25 protein-coding genes are annotated in these 26,825 nt (G+C 69.1%); 12 read left to right on the forward strand and 13 right to left on the reverse strand.

Annotation, left to right across the window (positions count from 1 at the left end; all coding sequences use genetic code 11):
• Positions 1-325 precede the first annotated feature (325 nt).
• Both H9658_RS15080 and H9658_RS15085 read left to right on the forward strand, forming a co-directional pair.
• Entirely contained in the window at positions 326-1,447 is a 1,122-nt protein-coding gene (locus H9658_RS15080) for a slipin family protein (RefSeq protein ID WP_191825941.1), read from the forward strand.
• A gap of 56 nt (positions 1,448-1,503) precedes the next feature.
• Positions 1,504-2,724 carry an RtcB family protein gene (locus tag H9658_RS15085; RefSeq protein ID WP_191825942.1) on the forward strand — a complete coding sequence of 407 codons (1,221 nt, stop codon included), beginning with the start codon at positions 1,504-1,506 and terminating at the stop codon, positions 2,722-2,724.
• A gap of 67 nt (positions 2,725-2,791) precedes the next feature.
• Here H9658_RS15085 and H9658_RS15090 read toward each other — a convergent pair whose 3' ends face one another.
• From H9658_RS15090 to H9658_RS23145, 4 genes are all read right to left on the reverse strand, one after another.
• Positions 2,792-3,724: an NAD(P)/FAD-dependent oxidoreductase gene (locus tag H9658_RS15090; RefSeq protein WP_191825943.1), complete on the reverse strand. Its 933-nt coding sequence runs from the start codon at positions 3,722-3,724 to the stop codon at positions 2,792-2,794.
• Positions 3,714-4,157, reverse strand: a complete 444-nt coding sequence (locus tag H9658_RS15095; protein WP_191825944.1) for an Rrf2 family transcriptional regulator — start codon at positions 4,155-4,157, stop codon at positions 3,714-3,716. Before H9658_RS15095 ends, H9658_RS15090 begins: the two co-directional genes overlap by 11 nt.
• A 193-nt stretch (positions 4,158-4,350) precedes the next feature.
• Positions 4,351-5,346, reverse strand: a complete 996-nt coding sequence (locus H9658_RS15100) for a helix-turn-helix domain-containing GNAT family N-acetyltransferase (protein ID WP_191825945.1) — start codon at positions 5,344-5,346, stop codon at positions 4,351-4,353.
• Between the two features lie 161 nt (positions 5,347-5,507).
• Positions 5,508-5,639 (reverse strand): hypothetical protein, encoded by a 132-nt coding sequence (locus tag H9658_RS23145; protein ID WP_263604336.1) that lies wholly within the window; start codon positions 5,637-5,639, stop codon positions 5,508-5,510.
• 295 nt (positions 5,640-5,934) lie between these two features.
• On the opposite strand from H9658_RS23145, the gene dkgB reads away from it, so the two are divergent.
• Both dkgB and H9658_RS15115 read left to right on the forward strand, forming a co-directional pair.
• On the forward strand, positions 5,935-6,738 hold the full coding sequence (gene dkgB / locus H9658_RS15110; protein ID WP_191825946.1) for a 2,5-didehydrogluconate reductase DkgB: 804 nt from the start codon (positions 5,935-5,937) through the stop codon (positions 6,736-6,738).
• Positions 6,739-7,063: 325 nt separating this feature from the next.
• The gene (locus tag H9658_RS15115; RefSeq protein WP_191825947.1) at positions 7,064-7,375 is read left to right on the forward strand and encodes a hypothetical protein; all 312 of its coding nucleotides are present in this window, start codon (positions 7,064-7,066) and stop codon (positions 7,373-7,375) included.
• 96 nt (positions 7,376-7,471) lie between these two features.
• Here the strand turns inward: H9658_RS15115 and H9658_RS15120 are convergent, their stop codons facing one another.
• From H9658_RS15120 to H9658_RS15135, 4 genes are all read right to left on the reverse strand, one after another.
• Positions 7,472-8,359 (reverse strand): alpha/beta hydrolase family protein, encoded by an 888-nt coding sequence (locus H9658_RS15120; protein WP_191825948.1) that lies wholly within the window; start codon positions 8,357-8,359, stop codon positions 7,472-7,474.
• A 2-nt stretch (positions 8,360-8,361) separates the two neighbouring features.
• A complete protein-coding gene (locus tag H9658_RS15125) occupies positions 8,362-9,453 on the reverse strand; it encodes a DUF3182 family protein (protein WP_191825949.1) in 1,092 nt (363 codons plus the stop codon).
• Between the two features lie 31 nt (positions 9,454-9,484).
• The gene (locus H9658_RS15130; RefSeq protein WP_191825950.1) at positions 9,485-9,691 is read right to left on the reverse strand and encodes a hypothetical protein; all 207 of its coding nucleotides are present in this window, start codon (positions 9,689-9,691) and stop codon (positions 9,485-9,487) included.
• Between the two features lie 174 nt (positions 9,692-9,865).
• Positions 9,866-10,285 carry a hypothetical protein gene (locus H9658_RS15135; RefSeq protein WP_179571082.1) on the reverse strand — a complete coding sequence of 140 codons (420 nt, stop codon included), beginning with the start codon at positions 10,283-10,285 and terminating at the stop codon, positions 9,866-9,868.
• 447 nt (positions 10,286-10,732) lie between these two features.
• Between H9658_RS15135 and H9658_RS15140 the strand changes: the two genes are divergently transcribed.
• The 3 genes from H9658_RS15140 (at position 10,733) to H9658_RS15150 (ending at position 14,011) form a co-directional block, all read left to right on the forward strand.
• The gene (locus H9658_RS15140; protein ID WP_191825951.1) at positions 10,733-12,355 is read left to right on the forward strand and encodes a SulP family inorganic anion transporter; all 1,623 of its coding nucleotides are present in this window, start codon (positions 10,733-10,735) and stop codon (positions 12,353-12,355) included.
• A gap of 127 nt (positions 12,356-12,482) precedes the next feature.
• A complete protein-coding gene (locus H9658_RS15145; RefSeq protein WP_225209995.1) occupies positions 12,483-13,076 on the forward strand; it encodes a cupin domain-containing protein in 594 nt (197 codons plus the stop codon).
• Positions 13,077-13,195: 119 nt separating this feature from the next.
• Positions 13,196-14,011: a DUF2884 family protein gene (locus H9658_RS15150; protein ID WP_191825952.1), complete on the forward strand. Its 816-nt coding sequence runs from the start codon at positions 13,196-13,198 to the stop codon at positions 14,009-14,011.
• A 118-nt stretch (positions 14,012-14,129) separates the two neighbouring features.
• Here H9658_RS15150 and H9658_RS15155 read toward each other — a convergent pair whose 3' ends face one another.
• Positions 14,130-15,317 carry a putative peptide maturation dehydrogenase gene (locus tag H9658_RS15155; protein ID WP_191825953.1) on the reverse strand — a complete coding sequence of 396 codons (1,188 nt, stop codon included), beginning with the start codon at positions 15,315-15,317 and terminating at the stop codon, positions 14,130-14,132.
• Between the two features lie 102 nt (positions 15,318-15,419).
• On the opposite strand from H9658_RS15155, the gene H9658_RS15160 reads away from it, so the two are divergent.
• Positions 15,420-15,761 (forward strand): NHLP-related RiPP peptide, encoded by a 342-nt coding sequence (locus H9658_RS15160; protein ID WP_191825954.1) that lies wholly within the window; start codon positions 15,420-15,422, stop codon positions 15,759-15,761.
• Here the strand turns inward: H9658_RS15160 and H9658_RS15165 are convergent.
• The 4 genes from H9658_RS15165 to aceB form a co-directional block, all read right to left on the reverse strand.
• Positions 15,704-18,340, reverse strand: coding sequence for a putative peptide modification system cyclase (locus H9658_RS15165; RefSeq protein ID WP_191825955.1), 2,637 nt, complete (start codon positions 18,338-18,340; stop codon positions 15,704-15,706). The genes H9658_RS15160 and H9658_RS15165 overlap by 58 nt on opposite strands.
• Before the next feature lie 26 nt (positions 18,341-18,366).
• Positions 18,367-19,413, reverse strand: coding sequence for a GGDEF domain-containing protein (locus H9658_RS15170; RefSeq protein WP_179571087.1), 1,047 nt, complete (start codon positions 19,411-19,413; stop codon positions 18,367-18,369).
• Between the two features lie 293 nt (positions 19,414-19,706).
• Entirely contained in the window at positions 19,707-21,002 is a 1,296-nt protein-coding gene (gene aceA / locus H9658_RS15175) for an isocitrate lyase (RefSeq protein WP_179571088.1), read from the reverse strand.
• Between the two features lie 118 nt (positions 21,003-21,120).
• Entirely contained in the window at positions 21,121-22,764 is a 1,644-nt protein-coding gene (gene aceB / locus H9658_RS15180; RefSeq protein ID WP_191825956.1) for a malate synthase A, read from the reverse strand.
• A gap of 108 nt (positions 22,765-22,872) precedes the next feature.
• On the opposite strand from aceB, the gene H9658_RS15185 reads away from it, so the two are divergent.
• The 4 genes from H9658_RS15185 to H9658_RS15200 all read left to right on the forward strand — a co-directional run bounded on the left by H9658_RS15185 (position 22,873) and on the right by H9658_RS15200 (position 26,707).
• Positions 22,873-23,841: a LysR family transcriptional regulator gene (locus H9658_RS15185; protein WP_179571090.1), complete on the forward strand. Its 969-nt coding sequence runs from the start codon at positions 22,873-22,875 to the stop codon at positions 23,839-23,841.
• Positions 23,842-24,132: 291 nt separating this feature from the next.
• On the forward strand, positions 24,133-25,395 hold the full coding sequence (locus tag H9658_RS15190; protein WP_191825957.1) for a cation:proton antiporter: 1,263 nt from the start codon (positions 24,133-24,135) through the stop codon (positions 25,393-25,395).
• Positions 25,396-25,554: 159 nt separating this feature from the next.
• Positions 25,555-26,286, forward strand: a complete 732-nt coding sequence (locus tag H9658_RS15195; RefSeq protein WP_191825958.1) for a helix-turn-helix domain-containing protein — start codon at positions 25,555-25,557, stop codon at positions 26,284-26,286.
• Positions 26,287-26,356: 70 nt separating this feature from the next.
• The gene (locus H9658_RS15200) at positions 26,357-26,707 is read left to right on the forward strand and encodes a VOC family protein (protein WP_191825959.1); all 351 of its coding nucleotides are present in this window, start codon (positions 26,357-26,359) and stop codon (positions 26,705-26,707) included.
• The last annotated feature ends 118 nt before the right edge of the window (positions 26,708-26,825 follow it).

Here is a 26,825-nt window from a genome sequence, read left to right on the forward strand (position 1 = left end):
CCGCGCGGGACACGCCGCACGCATCGCCACCGGCGCTGCGTAACGCATGCACCGCAGCGCCGCTGCCGCCGCCACGCCGCCCTGGACGTGCGCGCCTGCGCCGACGGTCGCATCGCAATGCAGCGCGATGCCGACGACATGCGCCGGCCTCCGCACCGACAGCGCCCGCTGGCCGCCGTGGCGACGTCGTGCGCGCACTTGCACTTCTCTTGCAGCGTTGCGGCGCCCATGGCGCTCGCAACGTGGCGTCCTCGCGCTCGTCGGTCCGGCGCGGCGATTTCATCCACAGGACCGGATCACCAGAGCCACACAAGGAGAACGTGCCATGTTCTGGACCAAGCGGGTCGTGATCGGCGATAGCGAGCGCGGCCTGATGTATCGCAACCGGCGTTTCGAGCGCGTGCTCGCGCCCGGCGTCTACCGTCTGTTCGATCCGTCGCGGCGGATCGACGTGAAGACCTGCAATATCGCCGTGCCGGACTACGCCGGCACCGATGCCGACGCGTTGATCGCGCGCCTGGGCGCACAGCTGCACGAGGTCTTCGTGCTGGCCGACCTGGGCAGCGACGAAGTCGGCCTGGTGTTCAAGCAGGGCAAGCTCGAAGACGTGCTGGCGCCCGGCACGCGCCGGCTGTACTGGCGCGGGCTGATCGCGGTGGAGGTGATGCGCCAGCCGCTGGGCGAGAGCCTGGCGGTGCCGGCGGATGTCGCCCAGCGCCTGCGCCAGCTCGGCCTGCTGTCGCGTTTCGCGGTGGCGCTGGACGTTCCGGCCGAGTCGGCGGGACTGGTGTTCGTCGATGGGCGCCTGCAGCAGACCCTGGCGCCGGGGCACTACGCGTTCTGGAACTTCCGCAAGAACATCGTCGCGGAAGTGATCGAGCTGCGTATCCAGTCGGTGGAGGTGTCCGGGCAGGAGCTGTTGACCCGCGACAAGGTCAGCCTGCGCGTCAACCTGGCCGCGAGCATGCGCGTCGCCGACCCGGTCGCCGCGCGGACGCGGGTGGCCAAGTACGGCGACCAGTTGTACCGCGAGCTGCAGTACGGCTTGCGCCGTGCGGTGTCGGCGAAGACGCTGGACGAACTGCTGGGCGACAAGGCGTCGCTGGATGCGGACATCTTCGGCTACGTGCGCGAGCAGGTGGCCGGCTTCGGCATCGAGGTGCTGGGGGTCGGGGTCAAGGACGTGATCCTGCCCGGCGAGATGAAGGACATCCTCAACGCGGTGGTGCAGGCGGAGAAGTCGGCGCAGGCCAACGTGATCCGCCGGCGCGAGGAGGCCAACGCCACGCGTTCGCTGCTCAACACCGCCAAGCTGATCGAGGACAACCCGGTGCTGATGCGGCTGAAGGAGCTGGAGGCGCTGGAGAAGGTCACCGAGAAGATCGACAAGCTCACCGTGTTCGGCGGCCTGGATGGCGTGCTGAAGCAGCTGGTGACGATGAAGTAGGACCGCCATGCGCAGCGCAGGGACGCGCCGCGCATGGCCTCGAAGGAATGAAGACGATGAGTATCCAGAACTACGAATTGCTGCACGCCGAAGGCAGCGCCACGCCGATCAAGGGCTGGGTGCGCGGCGTGCCGCTGGAAGCGCAGGCCCACGAGCAGTTGCGCAACATCGCCGCGATCCCGTTCGTGGGGCCGTGGGTGGCGGTGATGCCCGACGTGCACCTGGGCAAGGGCGCGACCGTGGGCTCGGTAATTCCGACCCGCGGGGCGATCATCCCGGCCGCGGTCGGCGTGGACATCGGCTGCGGCATGGCCGCGGTGCGGACCACGCTGCGCGCGGCCGATCTGCCCGACAGCCTGGCGCAACTGCGTTCCAGCATCGAACGCAGCGTGCCGGTCGGCAACGGCCGCGGCGGGGAACACCGCAAGCTGCCCGACAGCATCGCCACGCGCATCGCGCAGTCGGGGCTGGTCGCGCGCCTGGACACGATCAAGGCCAGGCACCGCCGGATCCGCACCGACAAGCTGGATTGCCAGATCGGCACGCTCGGCGGCGGCAACCACTTCATCGAAGTGTGCCTGGACGAGAGCGATGCGGTGTGGGTGATGCTGCACAGCGGCTCGCGCGGCACCGGCAACCTGATCGGCAGCTACTTCATCGAGCAGGCGCGCGAGCAGCTGGCGCACCGCGTGCTCGGCTTCCACCTGCCGGACAAGGACCTGGCGTTCTTCATTGAAGGTGAGCCGTTGTTCGACGACTACGTGGAAGCGGTGTCCTGGGCGCAGGACTACGCGCGCGAGAACCGCGAGGCGATGATGGCGCGGGTGCTGGCGGAGATGCATCACCGCCTGCCGAAGTTCCAGTTGGAGAAGCTGGCGGTGAACTGCCACCACAACTACGTGCAGAAGGAGACGCACGCAGGCGAGGAACTGCTGGTCACCCGCAAGGGCGCGGTCAGCGCGCGTGCCGGCGAGCTGGGCATCATTCCCGGCAGCATGGGCGCGAAGAGTTTCATCGTGCGCGGGCTGGGCAATGGCGACAGCTTCCACAGCTGCAGCCACGGCGCCGGCCGGGTAATGAGCCGTACCGCCGCGCGCCAGCAGATCACCCTGGCCCAGCACCGCGAGGCCACCGCGCACGTGGAGTGCCGCAAGGATGCGGCGGTGATCGACGAATCGCCGGCGGCGTACAAGTCGATCGATGCGGTGATGGCCGCGCAAAGCGACCTGGTGGAAGTGGTGCACACCTTGCGTCAGGTGCTGTGCGTGAAGGGCTGAGGCTGTCGCCCCGCAAGCGGGGCGGCATGTCGCCGGTAGCAGGCCGTCCGTTCGCGGACGGCCTTTTTTATGCGCCGCTCGCGGGATCCGGCTGGCTGTCTTCGGCGATCAGCGCATGGTGCAGGCCGACGCCGGCGAGCACGCCGTCGGCCGAGGCCAGGGTCGCATTGCCGAACATGCGCGCTGCGTCGCCGGCCGCGTAGACCCGCGGCACACTGGTCTGCTTGCGCTCGTCCACGCGCAGATACGGGCCGGACGGGCCGTCGTCGAACACGCAGCCCAGGCGCTCGGCCAACGGGCTGGCCATCTGCGTCGGCGCGGCCACGAACAGCGCCTGGATCTCCACCCGCGCGCCATCGTCCACGCGCATGCCGTCGATCGCCTTGCCATTGCCCTCCAGCGCGAGCGCCCGCCGCGTTTCCACCTGCACACCGCGCTTGGCCAGCTTGGCCATCAACTCCGCGTCGTCCAGCGGCATGCCTTGCGCGAACAGCGTGACCCGCCCCCAGTCGGCCAGCATCAGCGCCTGCTCCGCCGATGCCGTGGTGCCGTTGCCGAGCACGCCGATACGCGCTTGCCGGCCCAGCTCGTAGCCGTGGCAATAAGGGCAGTGCATGACGCTGTGCCCCCAACGCTCGATCACGCCCGGCAGGTCCGGCAACTGGTCGACGACGCCGGTCGCCAGCACCATGCCGCGCGCGCGTATCCGCCTGCCGTCGGCCAGCGCCACGTCCCAGCCACCGGGCAACGCGGTCGCCTCTTCGACCTGCCCGTCCCACCATTCGACGGTCGGATAGGCCAGCAGCTGCCCCTTGGCCTGCGCCAGCACCGTGCCGCCCGGCATGCCGTCCAGCGCCAGCAGGCCATGTGAGTGCGCGGCGTACCGGTTGCGCGGCAGTCCGGCATCGACCACCAAGACTTTGCGATGCCCGCGCGCCAGCATCATTGCGGCAGACAGGCCGGCGAAACTGCCGCCGACGATCACGGCATCATGCTGCATCGGTCTGCTCCTGCCTGGATATGCGTTGCACGCGCCGGGCCAACTTGCGCAGCGTCAATGCCTGCAGCTGCGCGGCCAGTGCCGCCTGCGCCTGGCGATAGCCGTCGTCCAGCGCAGCGTTGACCGCGCGCTCGATCGCGCAATCCGGATGCGGGCCGCGCACGCCGTGGCCGAGCAGCAGCGGCTCGCCCAGCGCGACATAGACGTCGTACAGGCTGATCGCCTCCGGCGCGCGCGCCAGCTGCCAGCCGCCGCCGTGGCCGCGGGTGGACGCGACAAGGTGCGCCTCGCGCAGCCGCGCCAACAGGCGCCGCACCACCACCGCATGACTCTGCAGGCAGGCGGCCATCTGTTCGGATGTCATCGGTTCGCCGTGCTGCGCCAGGTGCACCAGCACGTGCAGCACGTCGGACAGCTGCGTGTTTCTTTTCATGTAACCATAATAGTTACATTATTTGGCGCGTGTCCAGCGTCCCGCTTGCCGGCCGGTCGAGTCGCCGAATCGCTATGTGCCGCGCAGGCGAACCGCTGCGCAACGAACGCTCGGCACCAGTGCGACAAGCAGATGGCCCGGCAACGAGGCGATACGCGGCGCGCATGCCTGGCGTGGGTGCGGATGGCGGCCGCTAGCCGTCCTGCCGCCTGCACGATTGCGCCGGTGCCGCGACCGCAGGCCGCGGCCGCACGAACACCTGTTCGATCACGCTCGCCCCCCATTGGTCGCCTTCGCACTGCTGCAGCAACGCGAAACCGTGCGCCTCGTACAGCCGCCGCGCCGCGTCCAGGCCGGCGAAGGTCCACAGCCGGGTGGCGGCGAAACCCTGCGCGTCGCAGAACTGCAACGCCTGCTGCAGCAACTGCCGGCCGATGCCGCTGCCGCGCAGGCCGTTGTCCACCACGAACCAGCGCAGATGCGCCTCGCCGTTGCCCAGGTCCTGGCCGTCGATGGCGATCGCGCCCACGATGCGCTGCGCCTGCATCGCCAGCCACAGGCCGTTGCCGGGCCGCTCCAGGCGCGCGGCGAATTCGGCGACGCCCGCCGCGACTTTGGCTTCGAAGAACTGCCCGAAGCCGGCATGCCGCGCATAGAAGGTGGCGTGCATTTCTGCGATGCGGCCGATCGCACCGGGCCGGTAGCCACCGTCGATGCGCACCGCTTCCGGCGCTGGCGGCGCGGCGCCATTGCGCAGGGCCTGCAACGCGGCCGCATAGACCGCCAGCCCGTGGCCGATGTCCGCCTGCGCCTGCGCCGGCAGCGGCGCCAATGCGGCCTCCACCTGCGCGCGCGCGAAAGCGTGGATGCCCTGCACCGTGCGCCGGCCGCGCGCGGAGAGCCGCAATTGCTTGGCGCGGCCGTCTTCGGCGCTGGTGCGCTCGCGCAGTTCGCCCGCCGCGATCAGCTTGCGCAGCATGCGGCTGACGCTGGATTTTTCCAGCTGCAGGCAGTCGGCCAGCTGCGACGCGCCGACCGCGTCGCGCGCGTCGATCTCCAGCAACGCATGCACCGCCGACGGCGGATAATCGGTCGCGGCGAGGGTGTCCTGCAGGAAGCCGAGTTCGCGCACCAGCTGCCGCGAGGCGGCGCGGATCTGTTCGACGACGACGGGATCCACCGCTGGCATGGCCGGCTCCGGCAATTTCGTTGCTTCATACAACTACTTTTGGCGGCGCCGGTCAATGGTCTTGCCACGACCGGACGGCCGCTGCGGCATGCCGCGTCGTTGGCGATCTGGCCGGCCGCCGGCTGCGCATGCACCTACTCAGCTCAGGCAGCGGTTAGCCGCTACGCCGCGAACGGCGTAGGCCCCATGGCCTCCGCCAGGGGATCGAGAAACGAGGCGATGCGCGCCGAGAACGCGGTGTTGCGGTAGTACACGGCATGGATCGGTTGCCGCACCTCCAGCGTCGTCTTCATGGCAAGGCGGATGGCGGAATCGGAAGCCGATTATTGACCAGAACGCAAAAGTGATTGGTCTGGCGGCGGGTTTTTCCGGGCCAGGGACAGGTCCACACTGTGAACCTGCTTTCTCCTACGGGATGCCGTCATGCTCCCGCTTCCGTCTTTTGGCCCTGCATGCCTGTGAGCGCCCCTCGGCGCCACCGCAGCGTTCGGCCAACCCGGTGCGATGCGCGCCGACGCTACCGCAACTGTACCGCTCGCATACTGAAATCCAACGCTCTTTCCCATCTTCCTCGCAAGGAGTCACTGCATGCGCATTCCCGCTTTCGGCCTGGGTACGTTCCGGCTCAAGGACCAGGTCGTCGTCGACTCGGTTCGCAACGCACTCGAACTCGGCTACCGCGCCGTCGACACCGCGCAGATCTACGGCAACGAAGCCGAGGTCGGCCAGGCCATCGCCGCCTCCGGCGTGCCGCGCGCGGACCTGTTCGTCACCACCAAGGTGTGGACCGACAACCTGTCCGCCGACAAGCTGCTGCCGAGCCTGCGCCAGAGCCTGGACAAGCTGCGCAGCGAGTACGTGGACCTGACCCTGGTGCACTGGCCCTCGCCGCGCGATGCGGTGCCGATGGCCGAGTCTCTGCACGCCCTGGCCGACGCCAAGCGGCAGGGCCTCACCCGGCAGATCGGCCTCTCCAACTTCACCATCGCGCTGACCGAGCAGGCGATCGCGATCCTCGGCGCCGAGGCGATCGCCACCCAGCAGATCGAAGTGCATCCCTATCTGCAGAACCGCAAGCTGATCGGCTACCTGCAGCAACAGGGCATCCACGTCACCTCGTACATGACCCTGGCCTACGGCAAGGTGCTGCAGGATCCGGTGATCGCCGCGATCGCCGCACGCCATGCCGCCACGCCGGCGCAGGTGGCGTTGGCCTGGGCGCTGCAGCAGGGCTATGCGGTGATCCCGTCCTCGACCAAGCGCGAGAACCTGGCCAGCAATCTGCTCGCGCAGTCGCTGCGCCTGGAGGACGCGGACATGGCGCAGATCGCCACGCTGGATCGCGGCGAACGGCTGGCGAACCCAGCCGGTATCGCGCCGGACTGGGACTGAAGCCGCGGCGCTGCCAGCCCTGGATCGGTGATCGTGCCGTCGCCTCCACGGCGATCGGCATGTGCCGCATGACAAGGCGTGTGACGCGTGCTTGGCGCCCCGTCGCATGACGCATCCTCGCCGGGCACGACGACGGCGTGTCATGCGCCCTCGCAACCGGCGCGCTATCCAGCATTGCGTTGCAAACGCTTACAGCGCATCTGTCCGCTCATCTCGCTTAGCGGTTCAGCGATTCGCGCGCGATATCGTGCTGCACGCGCAAATCGCGGCACCGATCCGCTAGGATCGGAGCGACAGGGGGGTAGCTTCGAGAGGAGTCCTACCCATGCAGACCGCTTCCGCTCGTCCTGCCTACGCTCGTCGCGCCGTCGATCTGGATGCCGAAATGGCCTACTGGCGGCATGCGCATGCCAATGGCCGCCTCGGCCACCATGGTTTCTCCGACTATGCCTCGCTGCTGAAGATGGGCTACGACGTCTATCTGGCCTATCCGCGCGCCACCGAAGCGCAGCTGTACCGCGTGCTGCAAGAGTCCTATCACCACCTGGCGCCGTCGCTGTCGGTGCCGTGGGACGAGGCGCGCTGGCTGGTCCGCCACGCCTGGCACCATCTGGAGCAATCCGGGCGCAGCCACTGACGGCAGCGGCGAGCGCGCCGGACTGGGATCGCGTTGCAGACTGCAGCGCGACCGCTTCGTCGCGCGCATCCGCCGCGGCGCCGCCGCGCCAGCGCTTCACCGCGACGGCGTGGCGTCGGAGGTGCGTTCCTTGGCCTCGATGCGGCCCTGGAACTCCTTCGAGCCCTGTCCGGGCGATGTCGCCGCATCGCCTTGGGTGCTCTTGAGTTGCTGCTTGCGCCGTTCGACCACGTTCTTGGCCAGCGCCACGCGGCGCCCGACCACCATCTCGGTGAGCCAGTCGACCAGATAGCGGGTGTATTCGAGCTGATGTTCCTTGCGGGTCAGCGCGTGGTCGGCGCCCTTGATCACCCGCGAGGTCAGCGAACGCGCATTGGAGAACGCGGCGGCGTAGTTCTTCAGCACCTGCCCCGGCACGATCACGTCCTGCTCGGCCTCGACCAGCAAGACGTCGCCGCGGAAGCGCTGGCACGCGGCCAGCGCGATGTTGTCGTCCGGCGCGATGGCGCGGTGCCGATACGACATCAAATCCGGATCGCGGTTCAACGCCACCTTCGGGCCGTCCCAATGCGCGTCCTTGTACAGCGCCGGCGAACGCAGCGCCAGCCACTCCACCGGCCGCTCCAGGGTCAGCAGCGAGGCGAGATAGCCGCCATAGCTCAAACCCACCACCGCGATCGACTCCGGATCCACCTGCGGCGAATCCACCAGCCGGTCGTAGGCCGCCTTGATGTCGTCCAGGTTCTGCGCGCGCGTCACCGTCTCGCGCATCGACGCCAGGCCTTCGTGGCCGCGCAGGTCGAAGGTCAGGCATACGCAGCCCAGGCCGACCGCTTCGCGTGCGCGCACCAGGTTGTGGTGCTGGTTGCCGCCCCAGCCATGCACGAACAGCACGCCGGGCATGCCGTTGGTCGGCGTCAACAGGGTGCCGCTCAAGGCGTCGCCGTCCACCGCGATATCGATGCTGGAGAGCTTGGTTTCCATCGTCAGTCCGCAGCGCTCACATAACGGTATTTGGTCAGGCGCCCCACGCGCGGATCCTCGCCCATGTAGTAGACCTCGGCATCCGCGGGCAGCGCCGGCACGCCGTAGCGTTCGACCGTGGCCGCGATCACCGCTTGCAACGCCGGATCGCGCTGGAAGGCATCGACCGCGGCCAGTTCCGCCGGCGTGGCGCCGCCGACGCGCCAGGATTGCTCGAGCACGCCGCACAGGCGCGTGCCATCCTCGGCGATGCCGTCGATCACGTCGTAGTTGCGGCGCGATGCATAGAAACCGGGATAGGCCTGGGCGATGCAGCGATCGTAGTGGCGCGCCTTCAGCACCGCCTCGCGCTGCTGCGGCGGCAACGTGCGTTCGAGCAGCGCGTCCAGGGTGCCGCGGATCACGAACAGTTGCGAGCCGCCGTAGGTCTCGCGGCCGGCAGCGTCGTCGGTGACCGATTGCGTGCCGTAATAGGCGATGGTCATGCCGGCGCAGTCGACTTCGCCGACGCTGAAGGTCGTCGAGCGGTCCAGTTGCCGCTCCAGCACCACGCCCTGCTGCGCCAGGTCCTTCGCCGCCACCGCGGCCAATGCCGTCTCCAGCACGTGCGCGTCGTGCAGCAGCAGTTGGCCCTGCCCGCCGATGCCGCTGGGCAGCTTCAACCGCACCTGGCCGCCGCCGCACAGGCGCGCATACGCCACGCGCGCATCGTCCGCAGCGAACGCGGTGTAGCCCGGCACCGTCGCCTCGGCCAGCGCGCCGCCGAGCGCATGTGCCCAGCCCTGCGGCGCGGCCGCGCCGGGATCGACCAGCGGATGGCTGATCGCCTTGGTGGCGACGAACGCATGCGGGACCACGCCACCGAGCAGGTCGGTCGCCGCACGCACGCCCAGCTGCTGCGCCTGCGCGACGGTCAGGGTGTCGTCCGGCACGTAGAAACCGCTCTGCGCCGCACTGGCGTCCTGCAACGGCAGGCGCATCAGCCGCGCCACTTCGGCGGCGATCCAGGCGTGCGTGGCGACCTCGTGCCCGCCGGGCGGATGCAGGCGCACGCTGCAGCGACGGACATGGTCGTGTGCGGCAGATGGCGCCATGCGCGGCTCTCCACGCGAGGAGGACAGGAGGTCAAGCACGGGCGTACCAGTACAGCAGCAAGCCCAGCGCCAGCAGTGCCACCGCGACGAGCAACCAGCGCGGCACGGCGGCACGCAATTGCCGCCACCAGGCGCCGGCTTCCGAGATGCCCGGGGCATCGGCAGGAACGTCGTTCGCCCGCGGCGCCCGATGCGTGGCCGTCGCCTGCGATGCGGAATGGCGGTGGGAGCTGACCATGTTCCCAAGGCTGTCGGCAACGGCGTTGCGCCATGGTGAACGCTGCGTGCCGAGCGCGTTAGCAGGTCGCTGGATGTCGAAGATGCAACTGCCGACGTCGCCTGCTGCGAGCGCACGCTACCGACGCGTCACCAGCGACGCTATCCACGCCGCACGAATGCGTCGAGGTGGCGCTCAGGCGGACGACAAGGGCGCAGCGACCTGCGCATCGATCCGGTGCTTGCCGGCCAGCGCCTGCATGCCCTGCAGCGTGGCCTGCACCGCGCTGGCGTAGCCGCTGCGCCACAGCTCGGCGCGCGACTGGCGCGAGGACGCTTCAGCCAACGCCAACGCGAAGGCCTGCACGCGCGGATCGGCCAGCGTGGCTCGGTCCAGGAACGAATGCTCCAGCGCGATCACGTCCACCGGCGCCAGCCAGGCATCGGCGACCAGCTCGGCCACGCCGACCCGGTGCGACAGCTGATGCATCGCGCTCAGGGTCTCGTGCAACATCTCCAGATACGCCCACTGCCACAACGCCGCCTTGCGTTGCGGATCGGCCTGGTCCAGCGCGGACAAGGCAGCGTCGACATGGTCGATGCGTAAATCGTTCATTCGCCGGCGCTCCACGTCGCGCAATCCTGTTGCCACATTCTGCGCGCAAATAGTGAGGAGATTGTGAGCCGTGGCGTCTCCGGCAATGGGACGGCGCGTTCCGCCGCGCGACCCAGGCCGGCATGCCAGCGGCTGTGAACGGCCGTATCGGACGTCAGCCCGCTTCTCACCCCGTGCTCGCATGCCTGCACATGCAGCGCTGCATCCACCGCAGCACGCGCAAGTGGGAAGCAGCGCAAGGCCGGCACAGGCGCGACTGTTCTATACTGGCGCGGCACGCAACGCATCGCCGCGTGCTCTTCCGCTCCCCACGCCACGACATGACGCCACCCTGACACCCGCGCTGCGCTTTCCACGCTGTCCCCTTGCGGGACGCCCGGTGTGTTCTGGCTTTCCATTTCGTGTAGCGCCGCCCCGCGACGGGCGCGGCGCCAGGAGCGTTTTCTCGTGAATCTCAATCCCCCGCTGCGCCAGCAATGGTGCGGCAACATCCGTGGCGACGTGCTCGCCGGCCTGGTCGTGGCGCTGGCGCTGATCCCCGAAGCCATCGCCTTCTCCATCATCGCCGGGGTCGATCCCAAGGTCGGGCTGTATGCCTCGTTCTGCATCTGCGTGGTGATCGCCTTCGTCGGCGGCCGGCCGGGCATGATCTCCGCCGCCACCGGCGCGATGGCGCTGCTGATGGTCGGCCTGGTCAAGGACCACGGCCTGCAGTACCTGCTGGCGGCGACGCTGCTGACCGGCGTGCTGCAGATCGGCGCCGGCCTGCTCAAGCTCGGCGCGCTGATGCGCTTCGTGTCGCGCTCGGTGATCACCGGTTTCGTCAATGCCTTGGCGATCCTGATCTTCATGGCGCAGCTGCCGGAACTGATCGGCGTGCCCGCACTGGTATACCCGTTGGTGGCGCTGGGCCTGCTGGTGATCTACGGCCTGCCGTGGCTGTCGCGACGCACCTTTGCCGGACTCGGCCTGTGGCTGCTGTTGCTGGGCGCCGCATTGACCGCCGGCAGCCTCGATGCGCGTGCGCTGTATGCCGTGGCGGCGATCGGTGCCGCGGCGCTGCTGCTCGGCCATCGCTGGACGCGTACGCTCGCGCTGCCGCCGCCGCTGGTGGCGATCGTGTTGCTGACCGGCATGGCGCTGTACTTCGGCATCGCCGTGCCCACCGTCGGCGACAAGGGTCAGTTGCCCGACAGCCTGCCGACGTTCCTGCTGCCGGACGTGCCATGGACGCTGGAGACGCTGAAGATCGTATTCCCGGTGTCGGCGACGATGGCGGTCGTCGGCCTGCTCGAATCGATGATGACCGCGCAGATCGTCGACGACATGACCGACACCCCCAGCGGCAAGAACCGCGAATGCATCGGCCAGGGCGCGGCCAACATCGCCAGCGGGCTGATCGGCGGCATGGCCGGCTGCGCGATGATCGGGCAGTCGGTGATCAACGTGAAATCCGGCGGCCGCGGCCGCCTGTCGGCGCTGGTCGCCGGCAGCGTGCTGCTGATGCTGGTGGTGTTCGCCGGCGCGTGGGTGCGGCAGATCCCGATGGCGGCGCTGGTGGCGGTGATGATCATGGTCTCGATCGGCACCTTCAGCTGGCGCTCGCTGGCGCAGCTGCGCACGCATCCGAAGAGCTCCAGCCTGGTCATGCTCGCCACCGTGGTGGTGACCGTGGCCACCCACGACCTGGCGCGCGGCGTGCTGACCGGCGTGCTGCTGTCGGCGCTGTTCTTCGCGCGCAAGGTCGGGCGCATGCTGGACATCGCCAGGACCGAAGACGCCGATGGCGGCCACACCTACCGCATCGGCGGCCAGCTGTTCTTCGCCTCGGCCGGCAGCTTCGCCGCCGCGTTCGACTATGCGCACGCGCCGGCGCGGGTCACCCTCGACCTGACGCAGGCGCACCTGTGGGACATCAGCGCCATCGGCGCGCTGGACAAGGTGGTGCTGAAATTCCGCCGCCATGGTGCGCAGGTGCAGGTGGTGGGACTGAACGCCGCCAGCGCCGCCATGGTCGAGGACCTGGGCACGCACCATCGTGCCGACGCAGGTCCGGCACCGTTGCATTGAGGCAAGCAGTGGCAGTCCTGGCGATATCGCCTGGGCTGCCGTGTCGCAAGCCGGCGGATGGCGTTGGGATTGCCGTGTCGAACGCTGCATGCGCACGTGCACCGCGACGATGTCGCCGCATCGCGCCATGACGCCGCGACCACGCGGCCTGGCTAGCATGATCCGCAACGGCGGCCGCCCGCTGCCCGCCACACCATGCCGCGAGGACGCGCCGATGCACCTGGAACACTGGCTGCTGCCGCCGCACGATTGGGTGCCCAACCATCCGTTCCTGCCGGTCCTGCTGTACCGCCAAGCCGGACGCGGGGGCGATGCCGCCGGCTTCGAACGCCGCTTCGCCGCCCACGGCTGGCCGCCGCAATGGCGCGATGGCATCTACGATTACCACCACTACCATTCCACTGCCCACGAGGTGCTTGGCGTGGCAAGCGGCAGCGCGCGGCTGGTCATCGGCGGCCCAGGCGGTCCCGAAACCACGCTGGCGGCCGGCGACGCCTTGCTGCTGCCGGCCGGCACCGGCCATCGCTGCATCGCCTCCAGCGGCGACTTCGTGGTGGTCGGCGCCTATCCCGCCGGGCAGGACTGGGACATCTGCCGGCAGGCGCCCAGCGCCGAAACGATCCGGCGCATCGCCCAGCTGCCGTTCCCGCCCAGCGATCCCGTCGCCGGCCCGCAAGGCCCCCTTCTCCAGCACTGGGCGATGCCTGAGTGTCCGAGCTAGATCCGCACGGGCTTGCCGGCGCCGCGGTGCAGGCATGACTTCCCGCACCCTGACTTCCCGCAGACGACACGGCACGGCTCAGCACCGATGCTGCCGTCATCGTCAAAGGAACCGCCGCCATGCGCCTGCTGCTTTCCGTGTGTACGCTCTCCCTGCTGGGTGCCGCCGCCAGCGCCAGCGCCGGCCCGCAGTTCTCCTCGCAGCAATGCGGCTTTTCCACGCCTTACGACGTCATCGTCGACCGGACCGGCGTCGCCCTGACGCGCAGCGCCGGCACGCCGAAGACCGTGTTCCTGCATGACAGCCGCCTGCAAGTGGACGGCGTCGCGCAGCCGCTCAGCAGCGCCGACGCCCAGCGCTTGCGGCAGATGGAACAGGGCGCCCAGGCGCTGATGCCCGAAGTGGCCGGCATCGCCCGCGAGGTGGTCGGCATCACCTTCGACGCCTTCGGTGGCGTGGTCGAGGCCATCACCGGCAGCAGCAGCAAGGCGCGCAAGCTCGAGCGGCACCGCGACGCCGCCCTCGCCCACGTTGACCGCACCCTCGGCAAAGGCCAATGGCAGAAGGAGCCGTTCGACAAGGCGTTCGAAGCCGACGTCAGCGCCGCCGCCGAGGAGATGGCCGGCGCGCTGACCCGCGGGGTGATGTTCGCGGTGTTCACCGGGCGCGCCGACGCCATCGAGAAACGCACCGACGCGATGGAGAAGGACCTGGAGCGGCGCATGGACGCGCGTGGCAAGGCGCTGGAAGCCAGGGCCGACGCGCTCTGCGTGCAGGTCGCCGCGCTGGATGCGCTGGAGCAGCAGTTGGACTATCGGCTGCCCGGCGGCAAGCGTCTGGAACTGCTAGAACATAGCGACAAGCCCGCCAAGCCGGCTGCCCCCGACGCAGCGGCTGTGGCCGCAACCGCAACGGCGCACAGCCAGGCGCACTGAACACAGGCAACCACAGCGGCGGACGGCAACGCCCGCAACTGCAGGAGCGCTGCACCAATGCGGCGGCCATGCTCGCTGGCACTGACTGAAGCGCCTCATGCCACCCCGCGCGCGCTCGTCAGGGCGATCCGGCGACGCTGGCCTGCCATACCACGCCGGCCGGATCGAACTCCGCGGTGGTCAACGCCGGCGCCCGCCAGCCGAAGCCGCAGACCACCAGCGGCCCTTCGCGCAACGGGTCCATGCCGAATGCCTGCTCGATATCCACCTCGTTGATCGCCGAGGTCACGAACGCGCCCCACTGCGCCTGCGTCGCGCACAGGTAGAGCAACTGCGACAGGTGCCCGATATCCAGCAGCAAGGCCCGATAGGCCTTGGGATGATGACGGTATTTCCAGTACATGCGCGCGTAACGCGGGGCCATCACCACCAGCACCGGCGCATCGGCGAACCAGTGCTGGCCAGCCACCGCGGTCCGTGCCAACGCATCCAGCGCGACGTCCGGGGCCGGCAACGGTTCCAGGGCGTGCTCGACCGGATGGTAGTGATACAAGCCCGGCGCAAGACCGTCGACATGCTGCACGATCAGGTAGGCCTCGGTGGCGTGCAAGCCGCCGCCGGAGGGGGCGTTCTTTTTCAGAAACGCGGCGACACCGTCGGCCTCGACTCTGGCGCGTGCCGCAAACACGCGCTGCATCAGCTGCGCGAAGGCCGCCAGCGGCAACGGCCGCGCGGTATCGAAATTACGGCAGGTGGCACGCCGCGCGAGCAGCGCATCGAAGTCGTCCTCCTGCTCGCGCGGCAACGGTAGGCGCATGGCGGCCGCTACGCGCTCGCCCACTTCCGCAGGCGGCGGGCCGAGCTTCTCGCACAGACCGGCGGCCGTGGTCAGCCCATTGGCCTCCATCGCCACGACACTGTCGCTGCCTTGCCAACGCCCGAACCGGTGCGCCAGTGCGGCCGGTCCCCACCAGTAGGTTTCGCGCATGGCCGCGTCGCGCTCGGCGAAGCCGGCGCGCGCCGTGTCGTCGTCGCGCAGCAGCAGGCCGACCTCGATCAGGCGCGTGCTGGCGACGGCGCAATCCGGCGGCAATGCCTGCGCGTCGGTCCAATCGCCCGCACTGAGAGCGCCGAGCAGTTCACGCTCCAGCGCATCGACCTCGACTTCCTGCTCCAGATGCGGCGCCAGCGCCACCCATTGGCGTTCGCGTTTGAGGCCGTTGCCGCCGGCCAACAGCGAGACCATATCGAAGCGACTGACCTCGCGCGGCTCGAGGAACAGATGGAAACAGCGGCGCACGCGCATACGGAAAACCTATTCAACTGGTAGGCGATTATGCCGATAGATATAGTGGTTGCGCCTTACGCGTCGCACCGAACACCCCCCTCCCTGCGAGATGACACTGCCATGAATACCCCGCGCCACGATCCGTTGCCTGCCGACATCGCCGACCGCTTGCTGGAGCTGCTGAGCACCGACGACGCCTTCCGCACCAGCTTCCAGGAAAATCCGGTCGCCGCCCTGGCCAGCCTGGGTTACACGCCGGCAGACCAGGCACTGGCCGCCGATCCGGCGCCGCCCAAGCAGGGCGCGCCGTTCTACTGCATGACCTGCCAGGAACTGGCGCCGAAGGAAGAAATCGCCAAGGCGCGCAAGGAACTGGTCAGCCACCTGACGGTGGACGGCAACCATCATGTCATTTTTGCTTTCGAAGCCGGCAAGGTCGCCTCGACCGTCTCTCTCAAGTAAGCCGGCATCGCGGCGCTGGGCCACACGGCGAACAGCGCTTCGATTCGTCGCCGCGCATCCGGGACCCTGTCCAGATCCGAAAGGGCTTGCGCCGCCCAGCGAGCGGCCATGCGCGTATCGGCGACATTCAAGGTCTGCAACGACTGCGACACCGAGGCCTCGCCATAGGCGAGGCCTCGGTGCGCGCCGATCCAGTCCGCCTGCGCCAGCGCCTGGCGATGCTCCCCGGCGGCCTGCAAGGTGAGATACAGCGCCACCCGCGACTGCAGCAGGTCGTCGTCGCGCGGCGCCAGCAAGGCGAGCGCTTGCGCGTACTCGCCGCGCAAGCGGTGCTGACCCGCCTGTACGACCCGCAGCAACTTCCCTAGTGCCGGATCCGCCGACGCTTGCGCCCACGGGCCGGCAGCCTTCAGCGCACGCGCCGACAACGTGTCGTCGCCAAGGCGCTGCGCCAGATAAGCGGCGGCAAGAATGAGCGCGGCGCGATCGGCCGCATACGGCTCGCCCGGAACCGCCCGCTCCTGACGCTGCAGCTGAGCGTTCTGCCATTGCCGCAGCCGCGGCAGCACCTTGCCGGACGGCACCGTCAATGCCTGGACCGAGAACTGCACAAAGCCGAACTGGGCCTGGGTGAAGTCGTTGGCCGAACGACCAGCCTTGATCGCGTCGCTGAGCTCGGTGGCGACCTCGTCCCATTTGCCTTGGTCCACCTTCAGCGCGATCAGGTCCAGACGCGGCACCATGTCGTCGTTCGCATAGCCGCTCTTGGGAATTGCACGCAGCCGCGCCTCGGCCTCGGCATAGTCGCCCTGCAGCGCAAGCACGTTGGCCAGACGCCGGCCAGGACCGCTCTTGTCCTGCAGCGCGATCTGGGTGAACTGGGCCTTGGCCTTTTCCAGTTTCCCCTGCACGAGATAGATGCGGCCGATATCGTCGGTGGCGATCGACCGATACGGATCTTGCGAGGTATCGGCGGCGACAGCATGCGGCAATGCTTCGGCGAACCGATTCGCCTGGAACAGATGCCAGAAAGCATTGCCGTGTCCGGCGAAGCTGTCGGGATACAGATGCACCAACTGCTGCCATCCGCCCAGCGCGGCCGGACTGTCCTGGAGTTCGTCCGCCCATGCCGAAAGGTAGAGCCGGTCGCGCGCCGGCAGGCGCGATGCGTATTCCTGTGCCTTCTGCAGATACGGGACCGCCGCAGCGCGGTCCGAGGTCGCTGCAAGCACACGGGCGATGCCAAGGTAGGCCAGCGCGAACTGCGGATCAAGCTCGATCGCCACGCGGAAATTCTGTTCCGCTTGCTTCCAGTTGCCCTTCCCCGTCGCCTCCATGCCCAATGCGTAGGAACGCAACGCATCCAGATTGGACGTGGTGACCTGCGGCAACGGCTTGGATGCCTGCTCGACCGACTGGATGGCTTCGCCGAGCTGATGCCGCAACTGGCCGCTCACCGTGTCCACCGACGCCAGCACCGACTCCAATCCACGCCCGGTCTGCGACTCGGTATGCACGGTCGCCTGCGTCGCCGGGTCGACCAATTCGACGGTGACGCGGATGCGACCGCCCACTTCGGCGACGGTCGGCAGGATCACCGCGCGCGCTCCGTCGCGCAGCGCGATCTCCGAGGCGACCGCGCGATCGATCTTGCTGTCGGGGCTACGCTTCATCCGGCTCAGGGTGTCGCGCACCTTGAGGTCGCTGAGCAGGTTGACGTAGCGCGATTGCTCCAAGCTGATCCGGAACGCCTGGTCGAGCGAGGCGTCGAGCGTCGCGTTGCCGGTGAGGTTGCGCAGGTCGCCGACGACGATCCAGTCGCGCTCGGCGAACGCGATGGCCGGCTCCGGGCGACCGAAGAACATCAGCGCGGCCACCGCCCCCAGGGTAAGCGTCGCCTCCGCCACCAGCGCCGCCGGCCGCCGCCACAGCGGGATGTCCCGCCACGCCTTCGGTGTCGGCTTCGGCGCGCGCAGCGGGGTGTTGCCGATCTCGCCGACTTCGTAGATCTCCTGCGCCGTCGGCACGCCCTTGAAGCGCCAGCGGCCGTGCGATTTCCACAGCAGGCGCTCGCCGCGCTCGCCCAGTTCGCGCGCGGCGCGGTGGGTCAGCGACTCGGCCACCGCCGACAGCAGGATCTGCCCGGGGCGGGCCAGGGTCATCAGCCGCGCCGCGGTCGGCTTGGCCAGGCCCTCCACTTCCAGCGGCTTGGCGCCGACCTGCACCGCGGCATCGCTGTTGCGCCAGGTCAGCACCTCGCCGACGTGCAGGCCGGCGCGCACCTTCAGTTCCAGTTTGCGCTGCTTGCCCAGCGCGTGCAGGCCGCGGCTGTAGTCCAGGGCGAAACCGAGGCCGTCGATCGGCCGTTCGAACAGCAGCAGCAGGCCGTCGGAACGGTCGATCAGGCGCCCGCGCCAGCGCTGCTGCAGTTCCAGCACCAGGTGATCGTGCAGCTTGAACAGCTCGGCGGCGTTGGCGTCGCCCAGCCGCTCCACCAGCGCCATCGAATCGCACAGGTCGGTCAGCAGCAACGTCCGCAGCTGCGGGGCGTCGGGCTGCGGCTGGTGGGCGTGGTTCATGGGCAGCTCGAGGGTGCTTGGTGGGCTCAGCGCGAGCCGGAGGCGAGGTCGTGCCAATACAACCGGTTGCCGCCGAGGCGCTTGGCCTCGTACAGCGCGGCGTCGGCGTTGGCGTACCAGTCGTTCCAGTCGGATTGCGGATCGACCCGGCTGATGCCGATGCTGACCGGGCAGATGTGCGGCAGCGGATGCGGCACGCCGAGCAGGTTCTGCACGGTGGCGATCACGAACTCGCCGATGCGGCGCAGATCGTCCGCGTTGCCGGTGGACACCAGCAGGCAGAATTCGTCGCCGCCGAGGCGGCAGGCGATGTCGTCCTGGCCGGCGACGGAGCGCAGGATGTTGGCGACGTTCTGCAGCACGCGGTCGCCGACCAGATGGCCGTGCTCGTCGTTGATGCGCTTGAAGCGGTCGCAATCGATCAGCAGCAGGCCGGGACCGGGCGAGCGGCCGTCGCGGCGGCATTCCTGCAGGCGCAGGATCAGGCCGCGGCGGTTGTGCAGGCCGGTCAGTTCGTCGGTGCGCACCAGCTCCTCGGTCTGGCTGAGCTGATGGGTGGTGGCGTAGAGGTTATCCAGCGCCGCTTCCAGGTCGTGGTTGCGGCGGCGCAGCTGGCGGATCAGGGTCTGTTCGTTCATCACCACGCGCATGATGGTGCGGCGCAGGAAGTAGGCGACCAGGCCGGGGTCGCGCTCCACCAGGCGCTGGAAGTCGTCGTGGTCCAGCTCCACCAGCACGCCGTCGCTGGCGGCGATGGCGTCGGCGCTGCGCATGTGGCTGCCGATCAACAGGCCGAGTTCGCCGAAGAATTCGCCATGCCCGAGATGCTTGACGACCAGGTCCTCGCCGAAATCCAGGTCGATCACGCCGCTGCTGATCACGAACATGGCGCTGCCGCCGTCGCCGCGCCGGAACAGCACGTCGCCGGCACGCACCGTGCGCGAACGGCCGAACTCGGAGAACAGGCGCAGTTCCGCGGCGGTCAGCACCGCCAGCTCATTGGGCTTGGGGGCAACCACGGCAACCGTCGGAATTGTCTCGCGTGCATTGGACGCGGCGCTGTCGCAGCTCATCCAGCCCCCTACTGCTCTTGGCGTCGCCCGCCATCTTGCGCAAAGCATAGCACCTGAACGAATCGGCGCTGATGCGATCACAGCCAATCTCGCATGCGCGGAGACCGCGAAATGATCCGAAATCGGGCGTTGGCGGCCCGCCGGTACGGCGTTTCCGCACCCAGTCCTGTCGTAACTCGTAGACACCGTACTGCTGTCGGCACATGCGCCATCGCGTACGCAAAAAAAGCCCGGGCGAACCCGGGCTCTCCCCTCCCATGGGGATCGGCAAGCAATGGACGCCTGGCTGCAGGTCAGGCGGCCTTTTCGCCGTGGAACTGCTCTTCTTCCGTCGAGCCCTTCAGTGCGGTGGTGGAAGACTGGCCCTGCTGGATCGCCTGGGTCACCGCGTCGAAGTAGCCGGTGCCGACCTCGCGCTGGTGCTTGACCGCGGTGAAGCCGCGATCGGCGGCGGCGAACTCGGCTTCCTGCAACTCGACGAAGGCGCTCATCTGCCGGCGCGCATAGCCGTGCGCCAGGTTGAACATCGAGTAGTTCAGCGCATGGAAGCCGGCCAGTGTGATGAACTGGAACTTGTAGCCGTAGCGGGCGATCTCCTTCTGGAACGTGGCGATGGTCGCGTCGTCCAGGTTCTTCTTCCAGTTGAAGCTCGGCGAGCAGTTGTAGGCCAGCAGCTTGCCCGGGAACTTGGCGTGGATCGCCTCGGCGAAGCGGCGCGCGAACTCCAGGTCCGGCTTGCCGGTCTCGCACCAGATCAGGTCGGCGTAGGGGGCGTAGGCCAGGCCGCGGCTGATCGCCTGGTCCAGGCCCTTGTTGGTCTTGAAGAAGCCTTCGACGGTGCGCTCGCCGGTGGTGAAGGGGCGATCGTTGGCGTCGATGTCGCTGGTCACCAGGTCGGCGGCTTCGGCGTCGGTGCGCGCGACCAGCAGCGTCGGCACGCCCAGCACGTCGGCGGCCAGGCGCGCGGCATTGAGCTTCTCGATCGCCTCGCGGGTCGGCACCAGCACCTTGCCGCCCATGTGCCCGCACTTCTTCACCGAGGCCAGCTGGTCCTCGAAGTGCACGCCGGCCGCGCCGGCCTCGATCATCGCCTTCATCAGCTCGAAGGCGTTGAGCACGCCGCCGAAACCGGCCTCGGCATCGGCCACGATCGGCTGCAGGAAGTCGATCTCGTCCTTGCCCTCGGCATGGTGCAGCTGGTCGGCGCGCAACAGCGTGTTGTTGATGCGCTTGACCACCGCCGGCACCGAATCGGCCGGGTACAGCGACTGGTCCGGGTACATCTGCCCGGCCAGGTTGGCGTCGGCGGCGACCTGCCAGCCGGACAGGTAGATCGCGTTGAGCCCGGCCTTGACCTGCTGCATCGCCTGGTTGCCGGTCAGCGCGCCCAGCGCGTTGACGAAGTCCTTTTCGTGCAGGTACTTCCACAACTTCTCGGCGCCGAGCCGGGCCAGCGAATGCTCCACGTGCACGGTGCCGCGCAGGCGCACCACATCGGCGGCGGTGTAGTTGCGGGCAATCCCGGCCCAGCGCGGATCGGTGTCCCAGGCGTGCTGGATCTGTTCGGCGGTCTGCAACGTGGTGCTCATCTTGCGTTCTCCTCGGAATGGATACGGCGATGAAACGGTGAGGCGGTTTTACGGAGCGGCATCGGCGAAACCGGAATCCGCCGTTGCGAATCCCCAATCCCGAATCCCCGCAGTTCAATCAATCGATCATCTGGTAAGCCGGCAACGTCAGGAACTCGGCCAAGTCCTCGCTGCGGGTCAGCGTGTCCAGCAACGCGATGGCGTCGTCCAGGCGATTGCCGCCGGGCAGCAGCGCACGTTCGCCCAGGCGCGCCGGCAACTGGCGCATGCAGGCGTCGAACAGCGCGAAGTCAATCGCGGTGCCGTCGTCCAGGTGCAGGCCGCCCACGTGCAGCCACTGCCATAGCTGGCTGCGGCTGATCTCGGCGGTGGCCGCGTCCTCCATCAGGTGATGGATCGGCACGCAGCCGTTGCCGTCCAGCCACGCCGCCAGGTAGCGCACGCACACTTCGATATTGCCCTCGAAGCCGGCGCGGGTGATGGTGCCCGGGGACGGCGCGATCAGCGTGTCGCGGTCGGCCTGCACGTCCTCGCGCAGCGCCGTGTGCTGGTTCGGCGCGCGCATGTGCTCGTCGAAGATGGCGCGGGCGATCGGAATCAGCGCCGGATGCGCGACCCAGGTGCCGTCGTGCCCGGCGGTGACCTCGCGCAACTTGTCCGCGCGCACCCGCGCCATCGCCTGCTCGTTGGCCGCCTCGTCGTGGCCGATCGGGATCTGCGCGGCCATGCCGCCCATCGCATGCGCACCGCGGCGGTGGCAGGTGCGGATCAGCAGTTCCGAATACGCCTTCAGGAACGGCTGGGTCATGGTCACCTGGCCGCGCTCGGGCAGCACCCGGTCCGGGTGGCGGCGGAAGGTCTTCAGGTAGGAAAAGATGTAGTCCCAACGGCCGCAGTTCAGGCCGACGATGCGCTCGCGCAGCGCATGCAGGATCTCGTCCATCTCGAACACCGCCGGCAGCGTCTCGATCAGCACGGTGACCTTGATCTGCCCCTGCGGCAGGCCCAGCATCGCCTCGATGTGCGACAGCGCGGCTTCCCACAGCGCGGCCTCTTCCATCGACTGCAGCTTGGGCAGGTACAGGTAGGGGCCGCGGTCCTTGGCCAGCAGCGCGCGGCCGTTGTGGAAGGCGAACAGCGCCGCGTCGAACAGGCCGCCGGCCAGCGGTTGGCCGTCGACCAGCACATGCTTTTCGTCCAGGTGCCAGCCGCGCGGGCGCACGATCAGCACCGCCTGCTCGTCGTAGGGCTTGAGCGCGTAGCGCTTACCCGCGCTGCCATCGCGCGCCGGCGGCGCGCTGAAGGTCAGCGTGCCGGCCACCGCCTCGGCCAGCGCGCGCTGCCCGGCGACCAGGTTGCGCCAGGTCGGCGCGGTCGAGTCCTCGAAGTCGGCCATGTACACCTTGGCGCCGGAGTTCAGCGCGTTGATGACCATCTTCGGATCGGTCGGGCCGGTGATCTCGACGCGGCGGTCCTGCAGCGCGGCCGGCAGCGGCGCCACGCGCCAGTCGCCGGCGCGGATCGCCTGGGTGTCGGCGCGGAAGTCCGGCAGGCCGCCGCCATCGAACCAGGCCTGGCGTTCGCGGCGTGCCGCCAGCCGCGCCTGCCGCTCGGGTTCGATCGCCCGATGCAGCGACACCAGCAGGGCCAGTGCCGCCGGCGGCAGCAGGGCGTCCTGGCCGGCCAGCGAGGCGGTCAGGGTGATGCCGGGGGTGGAGCGTTCGGCGGACGGGGATGAAGCGGCGAAGGCGGCGGCGGACATGGTGGGGTTCCTCGATGTTTCCGGGCTGTCACCGTGCTTCCGCAGCATGTATTTGACAATACAGTTTTATCAATGCATTAAATAAGTACACCTTATAGTTGTCACATCATGGCCACGCGCGGCACCGCAACCCCGCGTTTTCCCTACAAATCCGACCGGCTGAAGCCGCTGCGCGCGTTCTGCCAGACCGTGCGCCTGGGTTCGGTCTCACGGGCAGCTGAGGCGCTGTTCGTCAGCCAGCCGGCGGTGACCCTGCAGTTGCAGGCGTTGGAGCGCGAACTGGGCGTGGTGCTGCTGGAGCGCAGCGGACGGCGCCTGATCCCCAGCCGCGAGGGCCAGCTGCTGTACGAAATGGCGCAGCCGCTGGTGGAAAGCCTGGACCGGCTGGAGGCCGATTTCCGCGAGAAGGCGCGCGGGCTGGACGCCGGCGAACTGAACATCGCCGCCAACAGCTCCACCATCCTGTACCTGCTGCCGAAGATCGTGGAGAACTTCCGCGCGCGCCACCCGGACGTGCGCCTGACCCTGCACAACGCGATCAGCGCCGACGGCACCGAGCTGCTGCGCGAGGACGCGGTGGACCTGGCGGTGGGTTCGATGCTCGACGTGCCGGCCGACCTCAGCTACGCGCCGGTGTACCGCTTCGAACAACTGCTGATCGCCCCGCGCGACCACCCGCTGGCGAACACGCCCAAGCTCACCCTGCACGACCTGTCGCCGTATCCGCTGATCCTGCCGCCCAAGCGTCAGGTGACCTACCGCCTGGTCGACCTGGTGTTCCAGCAGGCGCGGGTGCCGTACACGGTGGCGCTGGAAGTGGGCGGCTGGGAGGTGATCAAGCAGTACGTGGCGATGGGCATGGGCATTTCCATCGTCAGCTCGATCTGCGTCACCGAGGCCGACCGCGGCAAGCTGGCCACGCGCTCGCTGGGCGACTATTTCCCGTCGCGCAGCTACGGCGTGGTGGTGCGCAAGGGCAAGTACCTGTCGCCGCAGGCGCGCGCCTTCATCGAACTGATCCAGCCGGACCTGTTCACCCCGCGCGGCTACGACGAGAGCGGGCCGTCGGAGCGCTGAGGCGCGTCTTCGCCGCGCATCCGGCAGTGCATCGTCTCGGGCCGTCGGAAGCGTGCGCGCCGCGGCTGGCCTCATCGAGGAATCGGGACAGGATTGCCGGTCGTGGTCGCAAGCCGCCATCGGCAGCGGCTGACGCGCGCGCCGCCGTCGTCATAGACTAGCCGCACACGGCGACCACCCGTCCGCACGACAAGCGCGCAGGCCGGCAGTCGCGGGGAACAGGGCCGGCGAACGCGCGCACCGTGACCGTGCTGGCGTGCATGCCGAGGCGATCCAACGGAAGGACTGGCGATGAATCCAACCACGCTGTTGCTGGTGCAGTTGGCGGCGATCCTCGGCGCCGCGCGCCTGTGCGGCATGCTGCTGCAGCGCGTCGGCCAGCCGCCGGTGATCGGCGAAATGGCCGCCGGACTGCTGCTGGGGCCGATCGCGTTCGGCGCATGGCTGCCGGATCTGCACGGCGCGTTGTTCGCACCCGCCAGCCTGCCGCCGCTGTCCGGCCTGGCCAACATCGGCGTAGTGCTGTTCATGTTCATCGTCGGCGTGGAGTTGCGCGCGCCGGAAGGCACCAAGGCGCAGGTGCGCTCGTCGGTGACGGTCGGGCTGTCCGGCATCGCGCTGCCGTTGCTGCTCGGCCTGGCCGCGGCGCCATGGCTGTATCCGCGCTTCGCGCCGCACGGCATCGGCTTCTGGCCGTTCGCGCTGTTCATCGCCGCGGCGATGTCGGTCACCGCGTTTCCGGTGCTGGCGCGGATCCTCAAGGACCGCAACATGACCCGCACCCCGGCCGGCCGCCTAGCGCTGGGTGCGGCGGTGATCGACGACGCGACCGTCTGGATCTTCCTGGCGGTGGTGCTGACCCTGACCGGCGGCAACGCGCACGGCGGCGTCGGCTTCACCGCGGTCGGCGCGCTGGTGCTGATCGCCGTGGTGTTCGGCGCACTGCGCCCCGCGTTCGCGCGCTTGCTGAAGCCCCGCGCGCGCGACGGCCGCTATGCGCCGACCGCCCTGGTCTGGGTGCTGATCGGCGTGCTGGCCTGCGCCGCCGCGGCCGAGTGGATCGGCCTGCACGCCATCTTCGGCGCGTTCCTGTTCGGCATCTGCCTGCCGCGCGAGGACCGCCTGCTGGAACATCTGGCCGGACGCATCGAGCCGCTGGCGATCACCCTGCTGATGCCGGTGCTGTTCGCGGTCGCCGGCCAGGCCACCAGCCCCAGCGTCTTCGCCGGCACGGGTATCGCCGGCTTCGTGCTGGTGATCGGCGTAGCGGTGCTCGGCAAGCTGGTCGGCTGCACGCTGGGCGCGCGCCTGAGCGGCCACGACTGGCGCGACAGCCTGACCGTGGGCTCGCTGATGAACGCACGCGGGCTGATGGAACTGGTGGTGATCAAGATCGGCCTGGACAGCGGCGTGATCGGCCCGGACCTGTTCACCCTGCTGTTCGGGATGACCTTGGTGACCACTTTCATGGCCTCGCCGATGGTGGCCTGGTTCCATCGCGAACGGCGTGCCGCCGGCGCCGCCGGACTGGGCGCGAGCCGGTCCGTTCGCTGAGCGCTGGGCCGTGCCGAACGAACGGCTGCACCGCGGCGCCCGCATCGTCCGACATGCAGTCGCGGCGCTCGGCGCACATGTCTTGTGCGGTTCGCGCAGGCATGCCGGACCAGGCGACCGCGCACCCCGCCGTCGCCCGCCGCGCACGCGCGCCTGCCGATGAGCGCCTTGCCCACATCCTCCCGCTACGCCGAACGCGATGCGCCGCCGGCTTTGCGCGATCGCCTGCGCTGCAGCTGGCGCTTTCGCCAGGGCGATGCCGATCCGCTGCCGACGCAGGTGCTGCCGGATGGCTGCGTGGACCTGATCTGGGACGGACGCGTCCTGTTCGTGGCCGGGCCGGACCGCGGCGCCAGCGGCGCGACGTTGGCGCCGGGCAGCGTGCTGAGCGGGGTGCGCCTGGCTGCCGGCGCGGGCGCGAGCCTGCTCGGCGTGCCGCTGCATGCCATCGCCGACCAACGCGTCGCGCTGGAGGCGTTGTGGGACGGCCGCGGCCGCGACTGGCAGGCACGGCTCGAAGACAGCACCGAACCGCTGGCGGTGCTGCATGCGCTATGCGCCAGCCGTCCACTCGTGGCGGACCAGCCGATGGCCTGGGTGTTCGCGCAACTGGCCGGCGACGATGCGCCGCGCATGGCCGAACTCACGCGCAGCCTGGGCATCAGCGAACGCTCGCTGCGGCGCCGCTGCCAGGACGCGTTCGGTTACGGCGCCAAGACCCTGGAACGCATCCTGCGCCTGCAGCGCTTCCTGCGCATCGCCCGCGGCCATGCCACGCTGACCGCGGCGGCGCTGCAGGCCGGCTACGGCGACGCCCCGCACCTGGTCCGCGACAGCCGCCAGCTGACCGGCCTCAGTCCGCGCGACCTGGTGCAGCGGCACGCGCGCTGAGCTGGCCGTTTTCGCCAAGCCGGCAGCGGCGCGGCGATGGATACTGGCGGCCCTTTCCACGGAGCCCGCCATGAGCCGCGCCGACCAGCAGCACCGCATCGACTATCTGGAATTCGCCGTCGCCTCGATCGCCGCGGCCAAGGCCTTCTACGGCCAGGCCTTCGACTGGAGCTTCCAGGACTACGGCCCGGACTACTGCGAATTCCGCGACGGCCGCCTCACCGGCGGCTTCTTCCACGGCACCGCGCAACCCGGCGGCGCGCTGGTGGTGCTGTACTCCAACGACCTGGCCGACACCCAGGCGCGCATCGAGGCCGCCGGCGGCCGCATCGTCCGCCCGCTGTTCGAATTCCCCGGCGGCCGCCGCTTCCATTTCGCCGACCAGGACGGCTACGAGTTGGCGGTGTGGTCGGAGGGGTGAGGGAGGAAACACCGCTGCTTCGCACAGGGTGAGCGGATCGCAAGCAAGCCTCCGCTCAACCATGCGTTGCGAAGTCCACGCTGTGGCCAAGAAACCGTAGCCGGGGAAAATTGTCCAC

The organism is Xanthomonas bonasiae (genome assembly GCF_014836395.1).
GTDB classification, from domain to species: Bacteria; Pseudomonadota; Gammaproteobacteria; order Xanthomonadales; family Xanthomonadaceae; genus Xanthomonas_A; species Xanthomonas_A bonasiae.